General features: G+C 42.0%; 18 protein-coding genes and 2 pseudogenes. 16 read left to right on the forward strand and 4 right to left on the reverse strand.

The annotated features are described in order from the left end of the window. The first annotated feature begins 9 nt into the window (after positions 1-9). The 5 genes from HA044_RS09180 (at position 10) to HA044_RS09200 (ending at position 4,637) form a co-directional block, all read left to right on the forward strand. On the forward strand, positions 10-555 hold the full coding sequence (locus HA044_RS09180) for an NUDIX hydrolase (RefSeq protein ID WP_187540890.1): 546 nt from the start codon (positions 10-12) through the stop codon (positions 553-555). Positions 556-566: 11 nt separating this feature from the next. Beyond that, complete coding sequence (gene macP, locus HA044_RS09185; protein ID WP_187540891.1) at positions 567-902, forward strand: cell wall synthase accessory phosphoprotein MacP; 336 nt, start codon at positions 567-569, stop codon at positions 900-902. Between the two features lie 24 nt (positions 903-926). Beyond that, complete coding sequence (locus HA044_RS09190) at positions 927-1,619, forward strand: 5'-methylthioadenosine/adenosylhomocysteine nucleosidase (protein WP_187540892.1); 693 nt, start codon at positions 927-929, stop codon at positions 1,617-1,619. Positions 1,620-1,780: 161 nt separating this feature from the next. Beyond that, on the forward strand, positions 1,781-2,404 hold the full coding sequence (nth, locus tag HA044_RS09195) for an endonuclease III (protein WP_187540893.1): 624 nt from the start codon (positions 1,781-1,783) through the stop codon (positions 2,402-2,404). Positions 2,405-2,669: 265 nt separating this feature from the next. Beyond that, a complete protein-coding gene (locus tag HA044_RS09200; RefSeq protein ID WP_187540894.1) occupies positions 2,670-4,637 on the forward strand; it encodes a peptide ABC transporter substrate-binding protein in 1,968 nt (655 codons plus the stop codon). A gap of 192 nt (positions 4,638-4,829) precedes the next feature. Here the strand turns inward: HA044_RS09200 and HA044_RS09205 are convergent. Further along, a pseudogene (locus HA044_RS09205) lies at positions 4,830-4,922 on the reverse strand (VOC family protein); the annotation flags it as partial. A 101-nt stretch (positions 4,923-5,023) separates the two neighbouring features. Between HA044_RS09205 and HA044_RS09210 the strand changes: the two are divergent. After that, positions 5,024-5,677, forward strand: a complete 654-nt coding sequence (locus tag HA044_RS09210; RefSeq protein WP_187540895.1) for a hypothetical protein — start codon at positions 5,024-5,026, stop codon at positions 5,675-5,677. Positions 5,678-5,722: 45 nt separating this feature from the next. On the opposite strand, the pseudogene HA044_RS09215 reads toward HA044_RS09210, so the two are convergent. The 3 genes and pseudogenes from HA044_RS09215 to HA044_RS09225 form a co-directional block, all read right to left on the reverse strand. Next, positions 5,723-5,905: pseudogene (locus HA044_RS09215) on the reverse strand (GNAT family N-acetyltransferase); the annotation flags it as partial. A gap of 219 nt (positions 5,906-6,124) precedes the next feature. Continuing rightward, positions 6,125-6,511, reverse strand: coding sequence for a VOC family protein (locus tag HA044_RS09220; protein ID WP_187540897.1), 387 nt, complete (start codon positions 6,509-6,511; stop codon positions 6,125-6,127). Positions 6,512-6,522: 11 nt separating this feature from the next. Next, positions 6,523-7,350, reverse strand: coding sequence for an exodeoxyribonuclease III (locus HA044_RS09225; protein ID WP_187540898.1), 828 nt, complete (start codon positions 7,348-7,350; stop codon positions 6,523-6,525). 135 nt (positions 7,351-7,485) lie between these two features. On the opposite strand from HA044_RS09225, the gene HA044_RS09230 reads away from it, so the two are divergent. The 10 genes from HA044_RS09230 to HA044_RS09275 all read left to right on the forward strand — a co-directional run bounded on the left by HA044_RS09230 (position 7,486) and on the right by HA044_RS09275 (position 18,128). Continuing rightward, positions 7,486-7,938 (forward strand): DUF3290 family protein, encoded by a 453-nt coding sequence (locus tag HA044_RS09230; RefSeq protein WP_187540899.1) that lies wholly within the window; start codon positions 7,486-7,488, stop codon positions 7,936-7,938. Further along, positions 7,935-8,567, forward strand: coding sequence for a DUF421 domain-containing protein (locus tag HA044_RS09235; RefSeq protein ID WP_187540900.1), 633 nt, complete (start codon positions 7,935-7,937; stop codon positions 8,565-8,567). The genes HA044_RS09230 and HA044_RS09235 overlap by 4 nt, the downstream gene beginning before the upstream one ends. A 138-nt stretch (positions 8,568-8,705) precedes the next feature. Further along, positions 8,706-10,757, forward strand: a complete 2,052-nt coding sequence (gene pbp2b, locus HA044_RS09240; protein WP_187540901.1) for a penicillin-binding protein PBP2B — start codon at positions 8,706-8,708, stop codon at positions 10,755-10,757. Positions 10,758-10,767: 10 nt separating this feature from the next. Then, entirely contained in the window at positions 10,768-11,364 is a 597-nt protein-coding gene (gene recR, locus HA044_RS09245) for a recombination mediator RecR (protein WP_187540902.1), read from the forward strand. Positions 11,365-11,439: 75 nt separating this feature from the next. Beyond that, positions 11,440-12,486 carry a D-alanine--D-alanine ligase gene (locus tag HA044_RS09250; protein WP_187540903.1) on the forward strand — a complete coding sequence of 349 codons (1,047 nt, stop codon included), beginning with the start codon at positions 11,440-11,442 and terminating at the stop codon, positions 12,484-12,486. Positions 12,487-12,758: 272 nt separating this feature from the next. Further along, positions 12,759-14,129 (forward strand): UDP-N-acetylmuramoyl-tripeptide--D-alanyl-D-alanine ligase, encoded by a 1,371-nt coding sequence (gene murF, locus HA044_RS09255; RefSeq protein WP_187540904.1) that lies wholly within the window; start codon positions 12,759-12,761, stop codon positions 14,127-14,129. Beyond that, a complete protein-coding gene (locus HA044_RS09260; protein ID WP_187540905.1) occupies positions 14,119-14,730 on the forward strand; it encodes an NUDIX hydrolase N-terminal domain-containing protein in 612 nt (203 codons plus the stop codon). The genes murF and HA044_RS09260 overlap by 11 nt, the downstream gene beginning before the upstream one ends. A 30-nt stretch (positions 14,731-14,760) precedes the next feature. Continuing rightward, the gene (locus HA044_RS09265; protein WP_187540906.1) at positions 14,761-15,456 is read left to right on the forward strand and encodes a TIGR02206 family membrane protein; all 696 of its coding nucleotides are present in this window, start codon (positions 14,761-14,763) and stop codon (positions 15,454-15,456) included. Positions 15,457-15,465: 9 nt separating this feature from the next. Continuing rightward, a complete protein-coding gene (locus HA044_RS09270; protein ID WP_187540907.1) occupies positions 15,466-16,146 on the forward strand; it encodes a TIGR02206 family membrane protein in 681 nt (226 codons plus the stop codon). A 56-nt stretch (positions 16,147-16,202) separates the two neighbouring features. Next, positions 16,203-18,128, forward strand: coding sequence for a DUF2207 domain-containing protein (locus HA044_RS09275; protein WP_187540908.1), 1,926 nt, complete (start codon positions 16,203-16,205; stop codon positions 18,126-18,128). The last annotated feature ends 91 nt before the right edge of the window (positions 18,129-18,219 follow it).

An 18,219-nucleotide genomic window follows, 5' to 3' on the forward strand; every position in this document is an offset into this window, starting at 1 on the left:
GAGATTCGTATGAATTTTGAAGAAAAAACCCTTGAACGCAAGGAACTCTATCAAGGACCGATTTTCAAAGTGGTGACTGATCAAGTAGAGTTGCCTGATGGAAAAGGTCAAGCGCAGCGCGATCTTATCTTCCATAATGGAGCTGTAGCTGTCTTGCCCATCACAGAAGAAGGAAAGACCATCTTGGTCAAACAGTACCGCAAGGCGATCGAAAAGACCTCTGTAGAGATTCCGGCTGGAAAGTTGGAAAAAGGAGAAAATGCAGATCCCAAAGCGGCTGCTCTGCGTGAATTGGAAGAAGAAATTGGCTACACAGCGGATCTAAAGTTGCTCTATGATTTTTATTCAGCCATTGGATTTTGTAACGAACGGATTAAACTCTATGTTGCGACCAACTTGAAAAAGGTGGAAAATCCTCGTCCGCAAGATGCAGATGAGACCTTGGAACTCTTAGAAGTGACTTTGACGGAAGCCAAAGATTTGATCCAGTCTGGCGAAATCTGTGATGCCAAGACGATTATGGCGATCCAATACTGGGAATTAACCAATAAATAGAGGAGGATCCGATGGGAAAACCTTTATTAACCGATGAAATGATCGAGCGGGCACGACGTGGTGAGGATGTCAGAGGGCCAAGAATGGTCGATGAGGAAGAGACAAAAATCATTCGGACAGACCATAGAGGATTTGGTTATGAACGTCCCGTGAGAGAAAAACGCATGGAACGCCCAAGGGCCAGTTATTCGCAAGATACCTTGCAGATCCAAGTGGAACCAACAGTCACAAAGAGTCGTCGCATTGAAGAGCAAAAAGAAAGTGTGCTCCAATCCAAACTCAATACCATTTTATTTTGGATTATTGCGCTCCTCATCGTCTTGATTCTGGCGATTTGGCGTTTGTAAGGTCATCACAAGGAGAAAACTGACATGAAAATTGGAATTATCGCAGCCATGCCACAGGAGTTAAAGATCCTGGTTGAAGCCCTTGAAAATGGGGAAAAGCATCTGCGTCTTGGGAAAGTCTACTATACGGGATCGATTGGTCGCCATGAAGTGGTTCTGGTGGAAAGTGGCATCGGGAAAGTGATGTCTGCTATGAGTGTAGCGATCCTAGCCAATGATTTCAAAGTGGAAGCCATTATCAATACGGGTTCTGCAGGTGCCGTTGCACCTGGAATGTCTGTTGGGGATATCGTCCTTGCGGACAAATTGGCCTATCACGATGTGGATGTGACGGCTTTTGGCTACAAGTATGGCCAGATGGTGGGCCAACCACTTTACTTTGAATCTAGTCGTTATTTCGTATCAGAAATGAAAAAAGTTTTAGCTGAGGAAGCTGCAACGACTCATGTCGGCCTGATTGCAACTGGGGATAGCTTTATCGCGAGCGAAGAAAAGGTTGCAGCGATTCGGGAGCAGTTCCCAGAAGTATTGGCAGTTGAGATGGAGGGGGCAGCCATTGCCCAAGCGGCGCACGCGACTGGACGTCCCTTCATGGTCATTCGCGCCATGAGCGATACAGCAGATCACGCAGCCAATATCTCTTTTGATGAATTTATCGTAGAAGCTGGCGAACGATCGGCTCAAACTTTGATTACTTTCTTGAAGAGATTGGTGTAAAATAAATAATAGACTGAAGGAGTCTCTCAGATAGATAGAAGAGGGATAGGGTGAATTTCATTTAAAATTCATTCTATCCCTCTTACTTTTCTGAAGCGGATTTTTTCAGAAATAGGAAACGTTCATGCTATAATAGGGATTAGTAAAGTAAAGGAGAAATTATGGTGTTATCAAAGAAACGGGCCCGTCATGTGATTGAAGAAATTATTGCCCTCTTTCCGGATGCTAAACCGAGTCTAGATTTTCGTAATCATTTTGAATTATTAGTGGCAGTCATGCTCTCTGCCCAGACGACTGATGCGGCTGTTAACAAAGCGACACCTGGTCTGTTTGCGGCATTTCCAACCCCACAAGCCATGGCAGTAGCTAGTGAAGCAGACATCGCCAAGCATATTTCCAAATTAGGTCTCTATCGCAATAAGGCCAAATTTCTCAAAAAATGTGCCCAACAACTGCTAGACAACTTTGATGGGCAAGTCCCTCAGACCCGTGAAGAGTTAGAAAGCCTGGCAGGAGTAGGACGCAAGACGGCTAATGTCGTATTGAGTGTAGGCTTTGGAATTCCAGCTTTTGCTGTCGATACCCATGTGGAACGGATCTGTAAGCACCATGAGATTGTCAAGAAATCAGCGACACCCTTGGAAGTTGAAAAGCGGGTCATGGATGTTCTGCCAAAAAACGAATGGCTAGCTGCCCATCAAGCCATGATATACTTTGGACGAGCTATCTGCCATCCTAAAAATCCTGAATGCGATCAGTACCCACAACTATATCATTTTGATTAGGAATCAGTTCCTCTGTTCAAAAGAGCAGAGGTTCTTTTTTGTACTAAAACGCATATTTATTAAAAGAGCGGACAAGGGACTAGTTGATCGGATAGGATGTTCTGACTTAGCTGACTATAACTGTTTTTATTGCGACTGATGTCCATCTTCTCCTTTTTGATATCTTATTATATTCATTCATAAATAACGAACATTTTCTAAAATTATTTGGTTTTTTTTAAGAAATAGTGTATAATGATAAAAAATCTAACATAAGGAGATCGTGATGAAAGCAAAAAAACTGTTAGCTCTTGCAGGAGTTTATCTTGCAGGTGCTTTTCTCTTAGCAGCATGTGGCGGTGGTAGTAGTAAACAAGCAACCTACTCGTTTGTTTATTCGGCTGATCCAAATACCTTGGATTACATTACAGCGACTCGTACAACAACTTCGGATATCACTAGTAACCTGGTGGATGGTCTTCTTGAAAATGACCAATACGGGAACTTTGTGCCAAGTCTAGCAGAAGATTGGACTGTCTCTGAAGATGGATTAACCTATACCTACAAACTTCGCAAGGATGCCAAATGGTATACCAGTGAAGGGGAAGAGTATGGAAAAGTGACGGCTCAAGACTTCGTGACAGGGATCCAACATGCCGTCGCAGCAAAATCAGAAGGTCTCTTCTTGATTCAAAATTCGATCAAAGGTTTGGATGCTTACGTCAAAGGGGAAACCAAGGACTTTAATACCGTCGGGGTCAAAGCTTTAGATGACCACACCATCCAATATACCTTGGTCCGTCCTGAAAGCTTCTGGAACTCAAAAACAACCTCAGGTGTTCTTTTCCCTGTTAACGCTAAATTCTTGGAATCTCAAGGAAAAGACTTTGGTTCTTTGAAACCGAGTAGCATCTTGTACAATGGTCCTTACTACTTGAAATCATTAACTTCTAAATCTGAAATCGAGTTGGTGAAAAGCAAAGACTATTACGATGCTAAAAATGTTCACATTGACAATGTTAAATTAACCTTCAATGATGGATCAAACCCAGATTCAATTATCAAAGGCTTTGAAAAAGGTCAATACTCCTTTGCGGGTGTGATGCCAAACAGCTCGACTTATAAGAATGTGAAGAAGAACTTTGGCAACAATATCGTTTATGGCTTACAGCTGGGAACTTCTTACTATCTTGGCTTTAACTTGGATCGTCAAAAGTACGACCACACAGGCAAAACGACCGATGAACAGAAAGCTTCTACCAAGAAAGCTATCTTGAACAAGGACTTCCGTCAAGCAGTGAACTTTGCCTTTGACCGTAAATCGTATGCGGCGCAAGTTTCAGGTTCAGATGCTGCTGAGAAGACTCTTCGTAGCACTTTGGTACCCCCAACTTATGTCCAAATCAATGGAGAAGACTTTGGAAAAGCCGTTGAAAAACAATTGGTGACTTATGGAGATCAATGGAAGGGTGTTAGCCTAGAAGATGGTCAAACAAGCCTCTATAATCCTGAAAAGGCCAAAGCTTCATTTGCCAAAGCCAAAGCTGAATTGCAAAAACAAGGGGTTCAATTCCCGATCCATTTGGACTACATTGTCAGCCAAATGGACAGCAGCATGGTCCAACAAGCTAGCTCCTTCAAACAGTCTGTAGAGTCAACCCTTGGTGTGGAAAATGTTGTGGTGGATCTTCAAAAAGTATCAGATGATGATTTCCAAAACATCACCTACTTCAGTGATAATGCAGCAGCTAGAGACTATGATATCTCAGGTGGTGGCTGGCAACCAGACTATCAAGACCCATCAACTTATCTTGAAAGTATCAGTCCAGTGAACGGTTCCGTTTCATACTATCTTGGTATTGATGCAGGATCAAATAACCCAGCTATTGCAGCGGTTGGGTTGGATCAGTACGCTAATATGCTGAAGGATGCCGATGCTGAATTATTGGATCAAGCAAAACGTTATGAAAAATATGCTGTAGCCCAAGCTTGGTTGACAGATAGTTCCATTACGCTTCCAACCGTTTCAAATGGTGGAGCACCAATGCTTCAACGGACAGTACCATATAGCCGTGCTTCTTCATGGGTTGGTACAAAAGGAACAGGAAGTAACTACAAATATCTGAAATTGACCGATGATGTAGTGACCACAAAAGAATTTGACAAGGCCAAAGAAGAATGGTTGAAGAAAAAAGCAGAATCCAATAAAAAAGCTCAAGAAGATCTCAAAGATCATGTTGAGAAGAAAAAATAAATAATCCATCATTGTTCCATCAATGAGGATAAAAAAAGTCGGAGCCGTCATGTGAGGGCTCCGGTTTTTTTAGGTCTCGAATGTTAGTTTGTCTCATTCTTTTAGATGAAAGATAAATAAATCACCCGCTATTGAACTGCACCCAAAATAATAGATTTGTTGGGTATAGCTCATAAACGGGTGATGATTATTCTATTCGCTAAATCTTAAAAAATAGCCATCTGGGTCTATAACCGCAAATTCATGAGGATGGATATAATGATCACCAACACGAAATTTTCTTTTGTTATACCCTATGCTTTTTAGCGAAAGCGTTTCCTATTTAAAAAAACTCTAAAAAATGATAAAATATCTGTAAGTCAACACCTTTAAGGAGATTAAGTATCATGAAAAACAAAATAATATTAAGCTCTGTAACGCTTCTATCTGCATTTATACTAGCAGCATGCGGAAACGGAGAAAAGAAAGCAACAGAAACTGTTGCAGCATCAACAACTGAAGTCGCTAAAGAAACTACGGCTGCACCAACGACAAAAGCTCAAACAACAACTCCTGGGTCTTCTTCTGGGGCAAAAGAAATATCCCTTGTAGATACTCAACGTATCGGAAATGAAAAATTTGGTTATATCAATATCCCTAAAGATTGGGTCGTACACACTACTCGAAGTAGCAAAGCGCTCGAATATTTATCACCAGACAAAAAAAATGCATTAATAATGGACTCAAACACTAAAGATACTGTTAAACTTGGCCCCAACGAAACCTTTGACGCAGAGTTACTTGCGAACCGTTTATATAGCTCATTCGGAAAACACAAAAATCGAACTAGTATAGAAGGTGTAAAAGCTATATTTGCCGGTGGGGACGCTTTCTTAATAAAAGTAACAGTTAAAGATGGGAGTACTTTATACGTATGGGTATTCCAAAAAGGAGATAAAGTATACACAATCATAATCCAAGGTTCAGAAGATATGATTAAATCCTTAAGACCTGTTCTCGAGCAATCTTGGGGCTTAGATCCAAATACTCCGGGGAAATAATCCCTAAAAGAGACTAATCAATGTGATTAGTCTCTTTCTTTATCGTTACGCTCTTGTAGCCGACTCTTCGCGCAAAATCCAATACTTCATACTGTCATAATACTGACCTTGGTAGCAGCGGACTTTCCGAATTTGTCCTTCTTTTAGGAAGCCTAATTTCTTAGCAACAGCTATCATCTCACCCTTTCCATTCCAAGTCGTCATCCCAATATGTTCGAGCGCATCAGTTTCTCAGAAAATGATACCGCACTTCACAAATTCATTTTTTAGAATCTGTTTTTGCATCACTTGATTATCCGCATGCGTATCGATGCGAATATTCTCGTAATGGTCCGTGCAGTAATCAACGATAGCTTTCATGATTTCTTGAGCATTGGCGTCACTGGATTTACAGATTTGTTAATTTATATTTATCTACTGAAAAAGAGGCCAACAGCCTCCTTTTTCTTATTCACTAAATCTTAAAAAATAGCCATCTGGATCTAAAACTGCAAATTCATGAGGATAGATATAATGGTCGTCAACACGAAATTTTCTTTTGGTCAATGGGCGATAAATGGGATAATTGGATTCTAACAACTTCTGATAAAGTCTAGGAACATCCTCTATGCCAAAGGAGATGTTGACTCCACGACCAAAGGGGTAGTTTAGTTCAGCTAGTTCCTCCTTACTCCCCTCCTCTAGCATTAGTTGGCAATCTTCAAGAGATAGGAAGAGAAAGTTTTCTTCTGGTCGCTCATATTCGATGGTAAAACCCAACAAATCACAGTAGAAGGAACGGGACTGTTCTATATTTGAGACCATAAACTCGGGAATCACTGCATTGTAGTCCATAAAGAAAATCCTTATAATTCAATCTCCAAGACAATCGGTGTGTGGTCTTGGCGAGCGCCTGAGTCAATCATATCTGACTTGGTAACCTTATCTGCAATGCGGTTTGAGGTTAACCAATAGTCGATTCTCCAGCCTGTATTGTTGATTTTTGAAGTCTTGCTGCGTTGTGCCCACCAAGTGTAGCGTTCTGGAACATCACCATGGATATGGCGGAAGGTATCTGTAAATCCTTTGGCTAAAAGGTTTGTAAATCCTTCACGTTCTTCGTCTGTGAAACCTGGTGAACGGCGGTTGCTGGCTGGGTTGGCAAGGTCAATTTCCTTGTGGGCAACGTTGTAGTCCCCAGTTGCTAGGACAGGCTTTTGCTTGTCTAGTTCAGCCAAGTACTCCGCATAGTTGACATCCCAAACTTGACGTTCTTCCAAACGTTTGAGGCCATCACCAGCATTAGGAGTGTAGACCTGAGTCACGAAAAATGTATCAAATTCTAGAGTGATAATGCGGCCTTCTGAATCCATGGTAGATGGTGCGCCGATTTCTGGGAAAGTGATCGTTGGAGTCAGTTCTTTCTTATAGAGGAACATGGTTCCAGCATATCCTTTACGGGCAGGCTCTTGAGAGGAACGCCAAGTATTTTCATACCCAGGGAAGAGCTCCTCGAGGATTTCGAGGTGTTTCTTTGTAGGACCTGTGGCTGATAGCTTGGTTTCTTGGATAGCGATAATATCCGCATCTTCGGCCACCAAGGTTTGGAGGACGTCTTGTGATAATTTGGCACGCGCAGAGTCGCTCGTGAGTGCAGCGTTTAGGGAATCAATATTCCATGAGATCAGTTTCATTGTATTTCCTTTTCTTGACAAAATAGATAATTTTATTATAACAAAAATTTAGTTTTATTCTGATCTGAATGCCTTGAAATATCGATTGAAATCATTTATAATAGTTTGAATTCACTGAATGAAAGGGTGTCCCCTATGAAATTTTACTCTTATGACTATGTATTGAGTCAGATCAGCCAGCAAAATTGGGTGACTATCGGGATCTCGATTTTTCTCATTGTACTGACTGGTTTTTTTGCGGTGAAAGCCTATCGGGAGAAACACGATAGCAAATTCCGCGAACTATCCATTATTTCCATTTTGACTCTGGTTACAGTGGCCTTGATCGGGATCAGCAATTTCCAAATTAGTAAAAGTAATAACGACCAATTCCAACGTTCATTGCATTTTATTGAAGTGATTTCAAAGGAATTGAATGTTAAAAAAGAAACCATCTATGTCAATACTTCTGCAGCTACAGATGGAGCAATTCTAAAAGTTGGGAAGGATTACTATCGGGCGATCGCTGGATCGGATCCAGATAGCTACTTATTAGAAAAGATGAATCTGTATAAGACAGATGTAGAACTCGTGGAGGTCACCAAATGACATATAATTTTATTGAAATTTTTATCAAATTAGCGCTAGGTCTGATTTCATTGGTGTTTGTAATCAATGTGACAGGGAAAGGCAATCTTGCACCTAGTTCAGCGACTGACCAAATTCAAAACTATGTTCTTGGTGGGATTATTGGGGGTGTCATCTATAATAGTTCGATTACGATTCTCCAATATGTGGTCATTCTCTTGATGTGGACCATTTTAATTCTACTTTTGAAATGGCTCAATACCAACGTTCGTTTTATGAAACACTTGATCGATGGAAAACCAACGGTCATCATTAAAAATGGAAAGCTTGATCCAGAAGCTTGTCGTTCCAAAGGACTTTCTGCTTCAGATGTTGCCTTGAAATTACGTGGACAAGGGATTTTTCAATTGAAAGATGTGAAGCGCGCTGTGATTGAGCAAAATGGTCAATTGATTATCGTCCGTTCGGGAGATGAGAATCCAAAATATCCAATTATTACAGATGGCGTGGTTCAGCTTGAAATTTTGGAAACAATTGGGAAAAGTGAAGAGTGGTTGCTAGCTGAATTGGAAAAAGAAGGCTATGACAACGTTTTGGATATTTTCATTGCTGAGTATGACAAAGGAACGATCAACGTTGTGACCTATTAGTGAGGAGTCGAAAGACTCTTTTTCTATTGTGAAATGATAAAAAAATAATGTAAATTGCTCTTCCTTTTCTTGAGATACAGATCGAAAAATAGTAAAATGGAAGGTAAGTGTTACAGAGAATAGAAGGGCAAAAAGTTCATGAAGAAAAAAATACGGAAGTTTGAAAATCATTCGATTACACGCAGACTTTATCTGTTATTTAGTTTGATTTGTCTTCTTTTTTTGGTTCTGATTGCCCGGCTTGGCTACATGCAGATTACCCACCAAGCTTATTACACGGATAAGTTAGCTAAGGCAACGAAAAAGACAGTCAAGCAAGGAAGTGTGCGAGGACAAATCTATGATGCCACTGGGAAGCCCTTGGTGGAAAATGTTGGAAAGCAAGTCTTGACCTTTACGCGGGATCGGAAAATGACGGCCCAAGAAATGAGAGAGACAGCTGGAAAACTCTTGCAGTATGTTGATGTGGAGAATCCCAAGGTGACTGAACGCCAGGAAGTGGACTATTATCTTGCCAATACCAAGGTATACAAAGAAGTGGTCGACCACCTGTCTGACAAAAAGAAATTTGATACCGATGGCAACCGCCTGCCGGAAGCCAAGATTTATCAAGCAGCCGTGGATAGTATTGACCCTTCAAAACTTGGCTATACAGATGATGAAAAAAAGATCATTTATCTTTACAGTCAGATGAATGCTGTGGAGAATTTTGCGACGGGGATTATTTCAACGCAGCCACTAGGAGCTGAACAAATCGCAACGATTGCTTCAGATAGTCAGGACCTTCCAGGTATTGCGATTACCACTAGCTGGGACCGTAAGGTTCTGGATACGCCACTTGCCTCTATCATCGGAAGTGTCTCGACCGAGCAGGCTGGGCTTCCTGCTGAAGAGGTCGATCAGTATGTTAAAAAAGGCTATGCACTCAACGACCGTGTTGGAACCTCTTATCTCGAAAAGGAGTATGAGGATGTCCTTCAAGGAAAACGAAGTGAAAAAGAAATTCTCCTAGATAAAAATGGGAACATGGAAAAGGTGGTTGACATCGCAAAAGGGGCCAAAGGGGAAAACCTCAAGCTTTCGATTGACTTGGATTTCCAAAAAGGAGTGGAGGATATTCTTCGCTCTGCCTTCAGTTCTGAGTTACAAGCTGGAAATGCCACCTTCTCCGAAGGCGTCTACGCGGTTGCTTTAGAGCCTGATACGGGGAAAGTCCTTGCCATGGCTGGTATTAAACACCAAATCGGCAGCCAAGATTTATCAGCAGATGCTTTGGGAACTGTGACCAATGTTTTTGTCCCAGGTTCTGTAGTCAAAGGAGCCACCTTGACTTCTGGTTGGGAAAATGGTGCCATTTCCGGCAATCAGGTGCTGACCGATCAGCCCATTGTTTTTGCAGGATCTGCTCCTATTAATTCTTGGTTCACTCAATACGGTAGCCGTTCCATCAATGCGGTGGAAGCTTTGGAATATTCTTCCAATACCTATATGGTCCAAATTGCCCTCAAGATGATGGGACAACCTTATCGTCCCAATATGACCTTACAAGTGGATCAGGTCGATCCGGCCATGAAAAAATTGCGTTCAACCTTTGCCGAGTATGGTCTTGGAACGTCAACGGGGATTGACCTTCCCAATGAATCGACAGGCTTTATTCCAAAAGAGTATACAGTTGGCAATTATTTGACCAATGCCTTTGGTCAGTTTGACAACTATACACCAATGCAATTGGCCCAATATGCGGCAACGGTTGCCAATGATGGCAAGCGGGTTCGTCCTCATGTCGTCGAAGGCATCTATGACAATAATGATCAAGGTAGCCTTGGTCAGTTGAAAAAGACGATCGAAACCAAAGAACTCAATCAGGTGCATATCTCGGCTGAAGATATGGCTTTGATCAAGCAAGGCTTCTACCAAGTGGCCAATGGAACGAGTGGGTTAACGACAGGGAAAACGGTTGGTCGTGGGGCCAGCGTGCCCATCAGTGCCAAAACCGGTACTGCCGAAACCTCTGTAGACGGTGGCAAGCAAGCTATCAATACCAATGTGGTGGCTTATGCCCCTTCAAACAACCCAAAGATTGCGGTCGCAGTGGTCTTTCCGCATAATACCAACCTCCAAGCGACCGTCAGCAATTTGATTACGCGCGACATTATCAATTTATACAATCAGAAACACCCTATGAATTAGAGAGGAAACTATGCTCTATCCAGCACCTATTGCAAAATTAATTGACAGCTATTCCAAGTTGCCAGGAATTGGGATCAAAACAGCGACCCGTCTTGCTTTTTACACCATTGGCATGTCAGATGATGATGTCAATGAATTTGCCAAGAACTTACTCAATGCCAAGCGAGAGCTGGGTTATTGCAGTATTTGTGGCAATTTGACCGATGAAGAGACTTGCGAGATTTGCCGAGACGAAACGCGGGATCCATCCATTCTTCTTGTTGTAGAAGATAGCCGAGATGTCTCTGCTATGGAAAATATCCAGGAATACCACGGTCGCTATCATGTCTTGCATGGCTTGATCTCGCCCATGAATGGTGTGGGACCTGATGACATCAATCTCAAGAGTTTGCTTAGTCGCTTGATGGATGGGACAGTTACTGAGGTGATTGTTGCGACCAATGCGACGGCAGATGGGGAAGCGACATCTATGTATATCTCACGCGTCCTCAAACCAGCTGGTATCAAGGTGACTCGTTTAGCACGGGGACTAGCAGTTGGAGCCGATATCGAGTATGCGGACGAGGTGACCCTGCTCCGTGCGATCGAAAATCGGACAGAATTATAAGGGTCGTCCTTTCACAAGGACGGTCATTGTGGTATACTATCAAGTAGAAATCAAGGGAACAATTAGGGAGAAACTATGAGTAAACAAGACTTAATCCTATTGTATGGTGGACGTAGTGCAGAGCGTAAAGTATCTGTTCTTTCAGCAGAAAGCGTGATGCGCGCGATTGATTACCAAGCATTTTCAGTTCAAACCTACTTTATTACACAGTCAGGAGATTTCATCCAGACGCAAGCTTTTGAAGAGAAGCCAGCGGATGATGAGAAATTGATGACCAACGATACAGTGGACTGGTCTAAAAAAGTGGCACCATCAGCGATTTATAAGGAAGGAGCAGTGGTCTTTCCGGTTCTTCATGGACCAATGGGGGAAGATGGTTCCATTCAAGGCTTCTTAGAAGTCTTGAAGATGCCTTATGTTGGCTGTGGCATCTTGGCTTCTAGTGTGGCAATGGACAAGATCACCACCAAACGGGTTTTGGAATCTGCAGGGATTCCACAAGTTCCTTATGTAGCTGTAGTAGAAGGCGATGATATAGATGAGAAAATTGCTACAGTTGAAGCGACTCTCTCTTATCCTGTCTTTACCAAACCATCCAATATGGGTTCTAGCGTCGGCATTTCAAAAGCTGAAAACCAAACAGAGCTTCGGGCTGCTCTTGAGTTAGCCTTCAAATACGATAGCCGGATTTTGGTTGAGCAAGGGGTCAATGCGCGTGAAATCGAAGTTGGCCTTCTTGGAAACTATGATGTGAAAAGTACCTTGCCTGGTGAAGTTGTCAAAGATGTGGCCTTCTATGATTATGAAGCCAAATACATTGACAATAAAATTACTATGGCCATTCCTGCTTCATTAGATCCAGAAGTTGTAACAACCATGCGGACGAATGCTGAAAAAGCCTTTCGTGCGATCGGTGGTTTGGGCTTAGCTCGTTGTGATTTCTTCTATACGGATAAAGGAGAGATCTTCTTAAATGAGCTCAATACCATGCCAGGCTTTACCCAATGGTCTATGTATCCCTTACTTTGGGACAATATGGGACTTAACTATACAGATTTGATCACCAAGTTAGTAGAGCTTGGAAAAGAAGTCTTCCAAAAACACGAAGCACATTTGTTGTAAGAATAGGGAGAGTGGGACAGAAATCGGTCATTCGTAGAATTCGATTTCGTCGTCTCACCTCCGCACAGTTGAGTAGGACTGTAAAGCTGATGAAATCAGCCTAGTAGAGCCCACTCAACCACTGCGTCTTGCTCGACAATCCAAAAACAATCAAGAGGCTAGGACTTCTGTCCCAGCCACTTTTTTTGTGGCTTAGAATATGGTATAATGAGAAGAATTTGATAGGAGCGTCCCCGTTATTGTGGGCGCAATGAAAGATTGAGGAGTCGGATATGAATCTCACCTTACATGAAGTTGCTCATCTTGTACATGCAAAAAATGATATCAGCCAATTTGAAGATGTAGCTCTCGTCAAGCCTGAATTTGACAGCAGGTTGATTGGGCCGGGAGACTTGTTTGTTCCCTTAAAAGGAGCGCGTGATGGTCATGATTTCATCGAGACAGCTTTTGAAAATGGCGCTGTCGCTACCTTTTCAGAAAAAGTGATTGAAGGGCATCCGTATATTTTAGTGGAAGATGTGTTAACTGCTTTTCAAGCATTGGCTGCAGCCTATCTTCAAAAAACGAAAGTAGATGTGTATGCAGTGACGGGATCTAACGGGAAAACAACCACAAAAGATATGCTGGCCCAGCTCTTGTCCACCACCTACCTAACCTATAAAACACAGGGAAACTACAATAATGAAATTGGTCTGCCTTATACGGTTCTCCATATGCCAGAAGGGACGGATAAACTCGTCCTTGAAATGGGGCAAGACCATCTAGGAGATATCCATCTTCTCTCAGAAATTGCCCATCCAAAAGCTGCTATTGTCACCCTCATTGGGGAAGCCCATTTGGAATTCTTCAAAGATCGAAGCGAGATTGCAAAAGGAAAACTCCAGATTGCGGATGGCATGCCAGAAGGTGGCCTTCTGGTGGTTCCAGCAGATCCGATCGTGAATGCCTACCTCCCTAACGAGCAAAAAGTCGTCCGCTTTGGTCCGGATGAGGAGATTTTCCTTACCGAGTTGGTAGAGCGAAAGGATAGCTTGACTTTCCGAACGAATTTCTTAAAAGAAGCCATTGATCTTCCTGTCACTGGAAAATACAATGCAACCAATGGCATGATTGCAGCTTATGTTGCTCTGCAAGAAGGAGTGAGTGAAGCGGCGATTCGGGATAGTTTTGCGACCTTGCAATTGACCCGCAATCGAACAGAATGGAAGAAGGCAGGTAACGGAGCAGATATCTTATCTGATGTTTACAATGCTAATCCGACAGCTATGCGCTTGATTTTAGAAACTTTCTCGACTATTCCTGCTAATCCAAATGGCCGGAAGCTGGCAGTTCTCGCCGATATGAAAGAACTAGGGGAGCAATCGATTGATCTCCACAACCAAATGATCCTCAGCCTCTCACCAGATGTTTTGGATACCGTTATTTTCTATGGCCAAGACATTGCAGGATTGGCTCAGTTGGCGAGTCAGATGTTTCCACTCGGACATGTCTATTATTTCAAGAAGACAGCTGAGGAAGACCAGTTTGAGGACATGGTCAAACAAGTCAAGGAAAGCTTGAAAGAGCAGGACCAAATCCTCATCAAGGGAAGCAATTCCATGCATTTAGCCAAATTGGTAGAGGAGTTGGAGAATGGCGAGTAATAATGTACTAAAGAACATTCAGCGCTTGATTTCAATCACCAATACAGGCTTAGCGTTCTCAAAAGATCCATTTGATCAAGAGCGCTATCAGGATATTCGTGCCATTTTACAGGATCTTGTGAGAGAAACGACTGATTTGAATCCACAAGAATTATCGGATTTGTTTAGACCGACAGACCATTACGACACTCCCTTGATTGATGTTAGGGCATGGATTGTCAAAGATGGAAAACTTTGTCTGGTGAAAGGTCAGGGAGAAGAGACCTGGGCCTTGCCGGGTGGCTTTGGTGAGGTTGGCTATTCTCCGACGGAAAACATTTTAAAGGAAATCCAAGAAGAAACGGGCTATTCTGCGCGTGTAATCAGATTGTTGGCAGTATTTGATACCAATCGCTACCAATTGCAAAGTCGCCAATATGTGAAATTGGTATTTGAATGTGAATTATTAGATGGAAATTTTGAAAAGAACCAGGAAATTTCCGACCTTGCATTTTTTGAGAGAGAGAAAATGCCTGCTCTTTCTACCAAGCGCAATACAGAAGAACAATTGAACTTCCTTTGGGAGGTCTATGATGGGAAACGAGATTTGTATTGTGATTAAAAACGATCTATAAATTAAAGGAATAGAAAAATGACACTTTGGGATTTATTGTTTACTAACCAAAAATCAGCCCCGCCTGAGTTTGGACTCTGGTACGTTTTCATGCCAGTTTCTTTGATCGTCATTGGCTACTTTTCAATCAAATATGCCCAGTCGAAAAGTTACCAACGCTTTTGGTATTGGGCGCAATTGATTCAAGTCTTGAGTATCAATACTTGGTATATGTGGGCGCACATGCCTTTGTCCGATAGCCTTCCTTTTTACCATTGTCGCTTGGCCATGTTGGTGATCCTTTTTGCACCGAAACGAACAGTGGTAAAACAGTATTTCGCCCTTCTTGGGGTGTTTGGGTCAATCGCTGCTCTGCTTTATCCAGTATTTGATCCTTTCCCATTCCCACATATTACGGCACTGAACTTAATCTTTAGCCACTGGGCTCTTTTTGCCAATTGTTTGCTCTATTTGCAAAGGGAGTACCAACCCATGCGTGTCACAAGTTGGTCCATCTGCGGAATTACTTTTGGATTGAATGCTTTGATTTTTCTAATCAATAGCTTGACGAATGGAGATTATGGTTTTCTTCGCCATCCGCCTTTGATTGGAGATCAAGGCCCACTCCTCAATTACGTGATCGTTAGTAGCGTGATGTCAGTGGCGATTGTTTTGGTTCATGTTTTATGGAAATCTAGATTTGTAGAAAAAAACGAATTGTCTCGCCTGAATTAAGGAGGTTATATGCATCATTTTTTCACTACGGAAGCAACAGCACCACCAGCTATTTCAGTACTTTGGTATAGTATCATGGTCTTGTTCGTTGTGACAGCGATTTTGGTGTCACTGCGTTTTTATCGAAGCGACCAATTTAAGAAATGGTTTCAATGCTTACAGGCTTTTCAGTTGATCAGCTTGTATCTGTGGTATTTTTTCTATCAGATTCCTTGGTCCAATAGCCTGCCTTTCTATCATTGCCGCTTGGCCATGTTTGCAGTCTTGCTCTTGCCAGACCGTTGGAAGAGCAAGCAGTACTTTGCCTTGATGGGAGTGAGTGGAGCGATTTTTGCCTTGGGTTATCCAGTCTTTGATCCCTATACCTTCCCTCATATTACGAGCTTTTCCTTTTTACTTGGGCATTACTGTCTCTTGATCAATTCTTTGGTTTATCTCTTACGGTGGTATGATCGAAATCTCTTAAAAAAAAGTCAGATTGTTCTCTACACCTTTGTTTTGGATTTGTTCCTGGTTGGGGTCAATCAATTAACGGGAGGAAACTATGGCTTGATGGCTCGCCCACCGATTATGAGAGGGGATAAGGTGTGGCTCAATTATCTCGTTGTTTCGAGTATATTGGCCTTGGCCTTGGTCCTCTTTAATCAGATCTTCCAAAGAAGAAGTGAGCGGGTGAAAGTGACCAAATAAGAGTGGAAAAGGTTGGGATAGTAAGTTCTCAACCTTTGTTCGTTAAAGGAGAAAACATGAAGCGATTTTTACTGATGATCAGTCTCTTTTTAGGATTTGTTGTCTCCATAGTAGTAGCCCAAGCAGATGAGCAGGTTCGCTATTCGATTGAATCCTATGTGGGACACCTTCAATTGCAGGAAGATAGTCAAGCTATTTTTACACAGGAAATTACCTATCAGTTTCAGACGGGTTACAATGGCCAGTATGTGACCTTAGGAAGTGCAGCCCCGCTGCCAAAAGGGTTTAAGATTCATCGAAATCCTCAGGTGGAAGCCTATGTGGACGGGGAGAAGCGTGAGATTCGTGTAGAGGAAACGGATCTCAAAGATGGCCGGCAATTAAAAATATACAATTCCAGAATTGTAGGAGGAAAGGTTCAGATCAAAGTAATCTGGAAGATAGACCATCTCTTGAATTTGTACAATGATATTGCAGAACTAAATTGGTTTCCTATTTCAGATGGAGATGAAAAAGTTGCGAAATTAGATTTTTATGTGGATGGTTTGGATGCCAAGCAGGGAGACTTGTATGCTCATACCGGTTATTTTAATCCACCAGTTCAGGTTGAACGGACTGCGACAGGTTACCATCTTTGGACAAAGGACTTTCCTAAGAATGGAAAGCTTGAACTGCATGCTTATTGGCCAATGACGGATTCCCTTCGTCAGTCTCAATCGAGCTCTATTCAAAAAGAAAATAGAAAAGACACATTCCTAAAAAAAGAAACATCCATACAACAAAAAACAGTCATCTACAAGACGCTGTTTCTCAAAGTCGTTCCAATTGTATCGATTCTTTTATTTATCCTCGCTTTCATTCCATGGATCCGGTATTTTATCAGTACCAGAACTCGTCGGATTGCAAAAGGAGTACGGTTATACGAACCTCCACAGAATTTACCACCCTTTGTCCTAGCTAAGGCCTTGTATCAACTTGATTTTGAACAGATGGTGATGTCTAGAGAGAAAGGGCAACTAAAATTTAATCATCTCATTCAAGCAACCATATTGGATCTTATTGATCGAGGAAATCTTCGGTTGACGAGAGATGAAAATGGGGAAACCTTGACCTGTATTCACCATGAAGGCTTGGCTGATTTTGAATTGAAGTTTATTGAAATGATCTTTGATCAAAAAACTGAAATCAGGATCAGCGAGGTATTCTCAAAGTATAAAATTAATCAGGCAGCCCTAAAAAAAGATTTCCGAGCTGCTAAAACAGACACACAACGAGACCGTATTCGAAAGATCGGAAGTGATGTTCGATCGCTTTTAAAAAAGGATGCCCAGCAATTGTCAAAAGGTGTCGACAAGGAAATTGCAAAATTAGGATTGCCCTCTTATTTTAGAGACTTAACTGAGAAAGAAGAAGCCCTTTCAAAAACAGGCTGTGCCTTACACTTTTGGATCTTACTGATCTTATTTGTGAGCATGTGTTTCTTATCTTTTGGATTTGGTTCCCATCTATCTTCCTTCTATTTTTGGATGATTGTATTGTTGATCGTCTTCTTCATTCCATTTTATATTGTTGTAAAACTTCGTGAAGATCATCTACAATCTTTAGAAAACTTGGATGCACAATTTAAATGGATGGCCTTCCGAAATATGATCCAAAGTATTCCAAATTTCAACCAAGCAGAGCTTGAGAGTATTGTCCTATGGAATCGGATCTTAGTCTATGCAACCCTGTATGGTCAAGCTAAAAAAGTGAGCCAGGTACTCCAAAATCACCGAATTGCTATACCATATGAAGACTGGGACACTGTTCTTTGGCTAACGACCTCTTCAAATTCCTACCTAGACGGCTCGACCTTAATGAGTTATGCTGATGATTCCTATAGTGTTTCAAGCTTTTCTGTTAACTCCTCAGATGGGAGTGGTGGTTTTGACGGCGGTGGCTTCTCTGACGGCGGTGGTGGTGGAGGATTCGGGGCCTTCTGATAGCCGCGATAAGAGGCTCTTTGTCAACTGTAGTGGGTTGATGAAAAGTTATAACCTGGAGAGAACCAAATTGGTTCTCTCCTTTTTGATG

The sequence above is a fragment of the Streptococcus sp. IMAU 99161 genome (assembly GCF_014435245.1).
GTDB lineage: Bacteria > Bacillota > Bacilli > Lactobacillales > Streptococcaceae > Streptococcus > Streptococcus lactarius.